The 7,821-nt window shown below is 55.8% G+C and carries 7 protein-coding genes; all 7 read left to right on the top strand.

The window, feature by feature from the left end:
• Positions 1–178 precede the first annotated feature (178 nt).
• The 7 genes from glmS (at position 179) to FN633_RS07390 (ending at position 7,802) form a co-directional block, all read left to right on the top strand.
• Positions 179–628, top strand: coding sequence for a methylaspartate mutase subunit S (gene glmS / locus FN633_RS07420; protein ID WP_154057278.1), 450 nt, complete (start codon positions 179–181; stop codon positions 626–628).
• On the top strand, positions 628–2,028 hold the full coding sequence (gene glmL / locus FN633_RS07415) for a methylaspartate mutase accessory protein GlmL (RefSeq protein WP_154057277.1): 1,401 nt from the start codon (positions 628–630) through the stop codon (positions 2,026–2,028). Before glmS ends, glmL begins: the two co-directional genes overlap by 1 nt.
• 6 nt (positions 2,029–2,034) lie before the next feature.
• Positions 2,035–3,483: a methylaspartate mutase subunit E gene (locus FN633_RS07410; protein ID WP_154057276.1), complete on the top strand. Its 1,449-nt coding sequence runs from the start codon at positions 2,035–2,037 to the stop codon at positions 3,481–3,483.
• Positions 3,480–4,721, top strand: coding sequence for a methylaspartate ammonia-lyase (locus FN633_RS07405; protein ID WP_154057275.1), 1,242 nt, complete (start codon positions 3,480–3,482; stop codon positions 4,719–4,721). The genes FN633_RS07410 and FN633_RS07405 overlap by 4 nt, the downstream gene beginning before the upstream one ends.
• 3 nt (positions 4,722–4,724) lie before the next feature.
• Positions 4,725–6,095 carry an acyclic terpene utilization AtuA family protein gene (locus tag FN633_RS07400; RefSeq protein ID WP_154057274.1) on the top strand — a complete coding sequence of 457 codons (1,371 nt, stop codon included), beginning with the start codon at positions 4,725–4,727 and terminating at the stop codon, positions 6,093–6,095.
• Positions 6,092–6,409, top strand: a complete 318-nt coding sequence (locus tag FN633_RS07395; protein WP_154057273.1) for a DUF4387 domain-containing protein — start codon at positions 6,092–6,094, stop codon at positions 6,407–6,409. Before FN633_RS07400 ends, FN633_RS07395 begins: the two co-directional genes overlap by 4 nt.
• Positions 6,410–6,536: 127 nt before the next feature.
• Positions 6,537–7,802, top strand: coding sequence for a dicarboxylate/amino acid:cation symporter (locus FN633_RS07390; protein WP_154057272.1), 1,266 nt, complete (start codon positions 6,537–6,539; stop codon positions 7,800–7,802).
• The last annotated feature ends 19 nt before the right edge of the window (positions 7,803–7,821 follow it).

The following is a 7,821-nucleotide window of genomic DNA, read 5'->3' as shown; positions in this document are numbered from 1 at the left end:
TTAATATCAATAGCTTAAATATTAATCAGCATTAAATCATTTTTTGGCGAAAGAGCTTTTGAAAATAGATCAATTGCCTCTCACCTGCCCTCGCCGCACACTTTTCTCTATTCCATAGCTTTTGTGCTTCTCAGCCTGATTGATGCTCATCTTAGTGAAAATGAATAGAGGATGCCCCATGAAAAAACCAACGCTCGTTATTGGCGTAATTGGTGCCGACTGTCATGCCGTCGGCAACAAAGTGCTGGATCGCGTTTTTACCGCCCATGATTTTCAGGTGATCAACCTCGGGGTCATGGTCAGCCAGGATGAGTACATTGACGCCGCTATCGAAACCGGGGCCAACGCTATTGTGGTCTCCTCTATTTACGGTCACGGCGATATTGACTGTCTCGGCTTACGTGAACGCTGCATCGAACGTGGGGTCGGAGAGATTTTACTTTACGTTGGAGGGAATCTGGTGGTCGGCAAACACGATTTTGTTGAAGTTGAGCACAAATTTAAAGAGATGGGTTTCGACCGTGTTTTCTCTCCGAGTCACGATCTGGAAGACGTTTGTGAATTAATCGCCACCGACATTAACAATAAATTAACCAATTGCCGCCCGCAGCCGGAAGAGGTTGTGTAATGCGTACGGTATCCGTCGATATTGGCTCAACCTGGACTAAGGCCGCACTTTTTGAAATTGAAGGTGATAATAATCTGCGGCTTCTTAACCAGGCGGTCACGCCAACCACCACGCATCATCTTGCTGAAGGTTTTTTTACCTGCCTGCATCACCTGCTAGAGGTCGCGAATGCCAGACCGCTGCTCAGACGGGGTGACGTTACGCTGAAATACTCCTCCTCCGCTAAAGGTGGGCTGGCCGTTGCCGCGATGGGTTTGGTGCCCGCTATTACGCTTGAGGCGGCGAAGGTTACCGCGCATTCGGCAGGAGCAAAAATCGCCCAGTACTATGCCTACACGCTGACGCCACACGATATTCGCCAGCTTGAGGCATCCCCGCCCGATATTCTGCTGTTCGCTGGCGGAACCGATGGCGGAGAGACGCGCTATGGCCTGAACAATGCACGGCTACTTGCTACGTCCGAACTGGATTGTGCCATTGTCTACGCTGGCAACCGTGACATTCAGCACGAGGTTCAGCAGCTGCTGGCCCATAAGCAGCTCACCGTAGTGGATAACATTCTCCCTGAGCTGGATTCACCTAACCCCCTACCCGCTCGCCAGGCGATCTGTGACATCTTCCTCTCACGCATCGTGAAGGGGAAAGGGCTGGACGTCATCGTGGATGAGACGGGTGAAACGCCCATGCCTACACCATGGACGGTCTTTGAGCTGGTCAAGCTGATGAGCCAGCATGACGATGCCTGGCAATCATTCATGCTGATTGATATGGGGGGCGCAACCACCGACGTCTACTCCGCCTGCGCCAATACCCTCTCTCCGGATACCGTTCTCCATGGCCTGCCTGAACCCTTTGTAAAACGCACCGTTGAGGGCGACTTAGGGATGCGCGTCTCTGCGGCGGTAGTTGGCGAAAGCACCCGGGCGCTTATTGACTCGCTCTTTGCCATGCAGCCCGATTTGCACGCCGCTTTCTACCGCTACCTCAATAAACTCGCTGCCTGCCCCGACTCCCTGCCCACCAGCCCTGAAGAGCACCGTTTCGACGCCCTGCTGGCCGGGCTATGCGTGGCCTATGCCAGCGAACGCCATGCGGGAACAAAAAAAACGGTGGCGACCAGCGCAGGCACGGTCGATCTGCAAATTGGGCGTGACCTCACCCCGGTGCGCAAAGTGGTGGGCTCCGGCGGCTGGCTATCCCGTGCGGCGACGTTTGATATTCACCGCTGGCTCAAATATCGCGATCTCGATGCCCGCGGTAACCGGATCCTGCTGCCCACGCGGTTCGACTACTACCGGGATGAAAAAGGCCTGATCCCCCTGCTGGCGAATAGCGCCAGGCTCTATCCCCAGGCGGCTGCGATTGCCAGCATTCACTGTTTAACCCCAAACCCAAGGTAGCAACGAATGGAACTCAGCAATAAAAAGATAACCCATGATGATTTCATGTCTGAGCGGCACGGTGTTCTGGAAACATGGCCGACCGGGAAGGACGTTACCCATTTCGAAGATGGCGTAAAGTACCAGCAGACCATTCCTGAGAACAAAAACTTCGCCCGAGCGCTGCGTATTGCAGATGAACAGGGTATTACCCTCAGCCAGCCCCGTGCGGGCGTGGCGCTGCTGGATGAGCACATTGCTCTGCTTAAGGTGCTGGAGCAGGAGTGCGATCTGCTGCCGACCACCATAGACGCTTATACCCGTCTGAACCGCTACGACGATGCTGCGGTAGGCATTCAAAAATCCCTTGAGGCGGGGACCTCAAAACTTAACGGATTACCGGTGGTTAATCACGGCGTGGCTGCCTGCCGCCACCTGACCGAATCTCTGCAAAAACCACTTCAGGTCCGGCACGGCACGCCTGACGCACGACTGCTGGCTGAAATCTCTCTCGCCAGCGGCTTTACCAGCTACGAGGGGGGCGGCATCTCCTACAACATTCCCTATGCGAAACGCGTCACACTCGAAAAATCCCTGCGCGACTGGCAGTACTGCGATCGCCTGATTGGCCTGTATGAAGAGCACGGCATTCGCATCAACCGCGAGCCTTTCGGCCCCCTGACCGGGACACTGATCCCACCGTTTATGTCGCATGCGGTTGCCATCATTGAAGGGTTACTGGCGCTTGAACAGGGCGTGCGCTCTATTACCGTGGGCTATGGCCAGGTAGGCAGCCTGACGCAGGACGTTGCTGCCGTGAAAGCGCTGCGCGAACTTTCCCATGACTATTTTCGCCAGCAGGGTTACGACGACTACGAGCTCAGCACCGTCTTCCATCAGTGGATGGGCGGCTTCCCGGAGGATGAGGCAAAAGCGTTTTCAGTGATCGCCTGGGGCGCAGCCGTCGCTGGCATGGCGGGCGCAACCAAAGTCATTACCAAAAGTCCGCATGAAGCCTTCGGCATTCCTACCGCTGCCGCGAATGCCCAGGGGCTGAAGGCGTCGCGTCAGATGCTCAACATGGTTCGCGATCAGCCTTTCCCGGCCTGTCGCGCGGTCGATCTTGAAGTTGAACTCATTAAACGTGAAGTGCGTGCCGTGCTGGATCGCGTGTTTGCCCTCGGCAACGGCGATATCGCCCGCGGCACGGTACTGGCTTTTGAAGCTGGCGTGCTGGATATCCCGTTTGCACCGGCGGCCTGTAACGCTGGCAAGATGACGCCGGTACGCGATAACGCAGGTGCTATCCGCATCTTAGAGGCCGGTGCCGTCCCGCTCCCGGATGACATTCTGGCGATGCACCACGACTTTGTTGCCGCACGCGCCAGCGTTGAACGCCGCCCTGCCTCATTCCAGATGGTTGTTGACGATATCAATGCCGTATCCCACAGCAAGTTAATAGGAAGACCAGAATGAAAATTAAACAGGCGCTTTTTACCGCAGGATACTCCTCCTTCTACTTTGACGATCAGCAGGCCATTAAGAACGGCGCAGGCCATGACGGCTTTATCTATACCGGTCAAGCGGTAACGCCGGGCTTTACCTCGGTGCGCCAGGCCGGTGAGTGCGTTTGCGTGCAGCTCATCCTGGAGAACGGTGCCGTTGCCGTAGGTGACTGTACGGCGGTGCAGTACTCGGGGGCCGGTGGGCGTGACCCGCTCTTCCTGGCGGCAACCTTTATTCCTTGGCTCAACGATCATATTAAGCCCCTGCTGGAGGGCCGCGACGTGCAGGCTTTCCTGCCCAACGCTCGCTTTTTCGACACGCTGCGCATCGAGGGTAAACCGCTGCACACAGCCGTCCGCTATGGCCTCTCGCAGGCGCTGTTGGATGCCGCCGCGCTGGCGACGGGTCGACTCAAAGCTGAGGTTATCGCCGATGAATGGCAGCTGCCGACGGTTGCCGAGCCCATTCCCCTGTTTGGCCAGAGTGGCGACGACCGCTACATCGCCGTGGATAAAATGATCCTCAAGGGCGTTAACGTTCTACCCCATGCGCTGATTAATAATGTGGAAGAGAAGCTGGGCTACGACGGTGAGAAGCTGCGTGACTATGTGCGCTGGCTGGCAAACCGCGTAATGACGTTACGCACCAGCCCACGCTACCACCCTACCCTGCACATTGACGTCTACGGCACTATCGGCCTGATCTTCAATCAGGATCCGCAGCGCTGCGCCCACTATATCGCCAGTCTTGAAAAAGAGACCCAGGGTCTACCGCTCTATATTGAGGGGCCGGTTGATGCCGGTAACAAAGCCGATCAGATCCGTCTCCTGACGGCGATCACCCGCGAGCTGACGAAGCTGGGGTCCGGAGTCAAAATCGTTGCCGACGAGTGGTGCAACACCTATCAGGATATTGTCGACTTTACCGACGCCGGCAGCTGCCACATGGTGCAGATCAAAACGCCCGATCTGGGCAGCATTCATAACATTGTTGATGCGGTGCTCTACTGCAACAAGTATGGAATGGAGGCCTACCAGGGCGGCACCTGTAATGAGACGGAGGTGAGCGCCAGAACCTGCGTGCACGTTGCCCTCGCTGCTCGTCCCATGCGCATGCTAGTCAAACCCGGCATGGGATTTGACGAGGGTCTTAATATTGTCTTTAACGAAATGCAGCGCACCCTTGCGTTTCTGCAGGCAAGGGGATAAGCGATGGCAAAGACCTTTAAGATCCTGTCGCCGACCGCAATCCTTGGTTACGGCTTTCCAGAGGAGAGCTTTTTAAGCGCGCTGGCTGAATCCCCGGATCTGATCGCCGTGGATGCCGGTTCGTCCGATCCGGGCCCGCACTATCTCGGCGCGGGAAAGCCCTTTACCGATCGCGCAGGCGTGAAGCGCGACCTGCGCTATATGATCTCAGCCGGAGTTAAACAGGGCATCCCGGTGGTTATCGGCACGGCGGGCGGCTCGGGTGCGGCTCCGCATCTCGCGTGGTGTCGTGAGATCGTGCTGGAGATCGCCCGTGAAGAGCAGCTCACGTTTACGCTGGCAACCATCCCTGCAGATGTCGATAAGCAGATCGTTCATCAGGCGCTGGATGCGGGCAATATCACTGCCCTCGACTTTGTGCCGCCGTTAACCCATCAGGATATTGATGACAGCACCTCTATTGTCGCGCAGATGGGCGTGGAGCCTTTTCAACGCGCGCTGGCGGCCGGGGCACAGGTAATATTAGGCGGACGCGCTTACGATCCTGCCTGTTTTGCGGCCCTGCCTATCATGCAGGGCTTTGACGAGGGGCTGGCGCTGCACTGCGGAAAGATCCTTGAGTGTGCCGCCATCGCCGCCACGCCAGGATCGGGATCGGATTGCGCTATGGGGATCCTCGACGAACATGGTTTCACCCTGAAGGTGTTTAACCCTAAGCGGAAGTTTACCGAAACCTCTGCGGCGGCCCATACGCTGTATGAAAAGTCCGATCCCTACTTTCTGCCGGGTCCCGGCGGCGTGCTCAATTTGCAGGCCTGCACTTTCAAAGCGGTTAATGACAGAGAGGTCTACGTCAGCGGCTCCCGCCACGAGACCACGCCCTACCGGTTAAAGCTGGAGGGTGCCCGCCTAGTGGGCTACCGCTGCCTGACCATCGCTGGCATTCGCGATCCCATCATGATCGCTGGCATTGAAACCATTCTTGAAGAGGTGAAGTCGAGTGTCATTAGCAACCTGAGCCTCAACGCGGAAGAGATCCGCATTACTTTCCACCTCTACGGCAAAAACGGCGTAATGGGTGAACATGAGCCTGTACCTCAGGCCGGACACGAGCTGGGGATGGTTCTCGACGTGGTGGCCGCGGACCAGCAGCTTGCTAACAGCGTCTGCTCGCTGGTGCGCTCAACGCTGCTGCACTATGGCTACGAAGGCCGGATCGCTACGGCGGGCAACCTGGCATTCCCCTTTTCACCCTCGGATGTCCCTTGCGGCCCGGTCTATGAGTTCTCGGTCTACCACCTTATTGAGGCCAGCGAGGCGCTGCAGTTCCCCTTCGTCCTTGAGCAGGTCACGCCGGAAGGAGCAGTGGCATGAAACAGTCCATTCGTTCGTTAGCCCTTGTGATCCGGTCCAAAAACGCCGGACCCTATGAACTGGTGCTGGATATTCTGTTTAAGCAGCAGAGCGACTATCTGGCGGTTAAAGCCTCGGGGCAGTTTACCGCCCAGCTAGTTGCGCGCCTGTACAACCTGGAAGAGAAACAGCTTCCCCGCATCGTCTGGTTCGACCCGGCTAACGCCGTCAAAGCCATTTTACCGAGGGGTATCGTTTCAGGTAACCGAGGAGACAACGACGTGTATGGCGCTCAGCAGCATGCGCCCTTATTAGACATCGTTTTTGATATTTAACACCCTATAACCCTAACCCTTTACGGGGTACGTCATCGCGTACCCCTGTTCTAAAACTTACTGGTCATTAGACAGAATTGAAAACATAACTTTTGCGCCACCAGCGCCTCAATCCGATGGAGTGAAAATGAAGTCGAAAAGCTTAACCACGATGATTATCGCGGGCCTTGTTCTGGGTATCATTGCCGGATTTATTATTAATACCGTCGCCACGGTTGAAACGGCCAAAGCCTACTCGCAAGACATCTCAATTTTAACCGCGATATTTCTGCGGCTGATCAAAATGATCATCGCGCCATTAATTATTTCAACATTGGTCGTTGGAATTGCAAAAATGGGCGATGCCAAAACGCTGGGGCGCATTTTCTCCAAGACCCTGCTGCTGTTTATCTGTGCCTCACTGATCTCCATTGCCTTAGGCCTGGTTATTGTTAATATTTTCCAGCCCGGTGCCGGAATCAACTTTGTTGCCCACGACGCCGCCAGCGTCGCCGCGTTAAAGGCTGAGCCTTTTACCTTTAAGGTGTTTATTTCCCATGCCATCCCCACCAGCATCGTTGATGCTATGGCCCGCAACGAGGTTCTGCAGATTGTCGTCTTCTCCATCTTCTTAGGCTGCGGGCTGGCGGCCATCGGCGATAAAGGCGCGCCCATCGTCCATGTGCTGGACTCGCTGGTGGAGGTGATGCTCAAAATTACCGGCTACGTTATGCTCTTTGCCCCCTTCACGGTATTTGCCGCCATCTCAGCCATGATCGCAGAGCGTGGGCTGGGCGTGCTGGTCAGCGCCGGGATCTTTATGGGTGAGTTTTATATGACCCTTGGGCTGCTGTGGGTCATTTTAATTGGTATCTCTTTGGCGACGATTGGCCCCTGTGTTCTCCGCTTAACTAAAGGGATCGCCGAGCCTGCTCTACTGGCGTTTACCACCTCAAGTTCGGAAGCAGCCTTTCCCGGTACGCTGAGGGCGCTGGAAAAGTTTGGCGTCTCACCAAAAATAGCCAGCTTCGTTTTGCCAATCGGCTACTCGTTTAATCTTGTTGGCTCAATGGCGTACTGCTCCTTCGCTACCCTTTTTATCGCTCAGGCCTGCAATATTCACCTCAGTATGGGCGAGCAGATCACCATGCTGCTTATTCTGATGCTGACTTCCAAAGGCATGGCCGGGGTGCCGCGCGCCTCGCTGGTGGTTATTGCTGCCACCCTTAACCAGTTCAATATTCCTGAAGCCGGATTGATTCTATTAATGGGCGTCGATCCCTTCCTCGATATGGGCCGCTCTGCCACTAACGTAATGAGTAATGCCATGGGCGCAGCGCTGGTTAGTCGCTGGGAGGGGGAACACTTTGGCGAAGGCTGCCGTGGAAAAGCATCGCAGCTCGCGCGGTTGTAATAAACAGATTAACGAGAAA

The organism is Pseudescherichia vulneris, from assembly GCF_902164725.1.
Taxonomy (GTDB): Bacteria; Pseudomonadota; Gammaproteobacteria; order Enterobacterales; family Enterobacteriaceae; genus Pseudescherichia; species Pseudescherichia vulneris.
The sequence above is the reverse complement of the archived record's forward strand: the minus strand, read 5'-3'. Positions and strand labels throughout refer to the sequence as shown.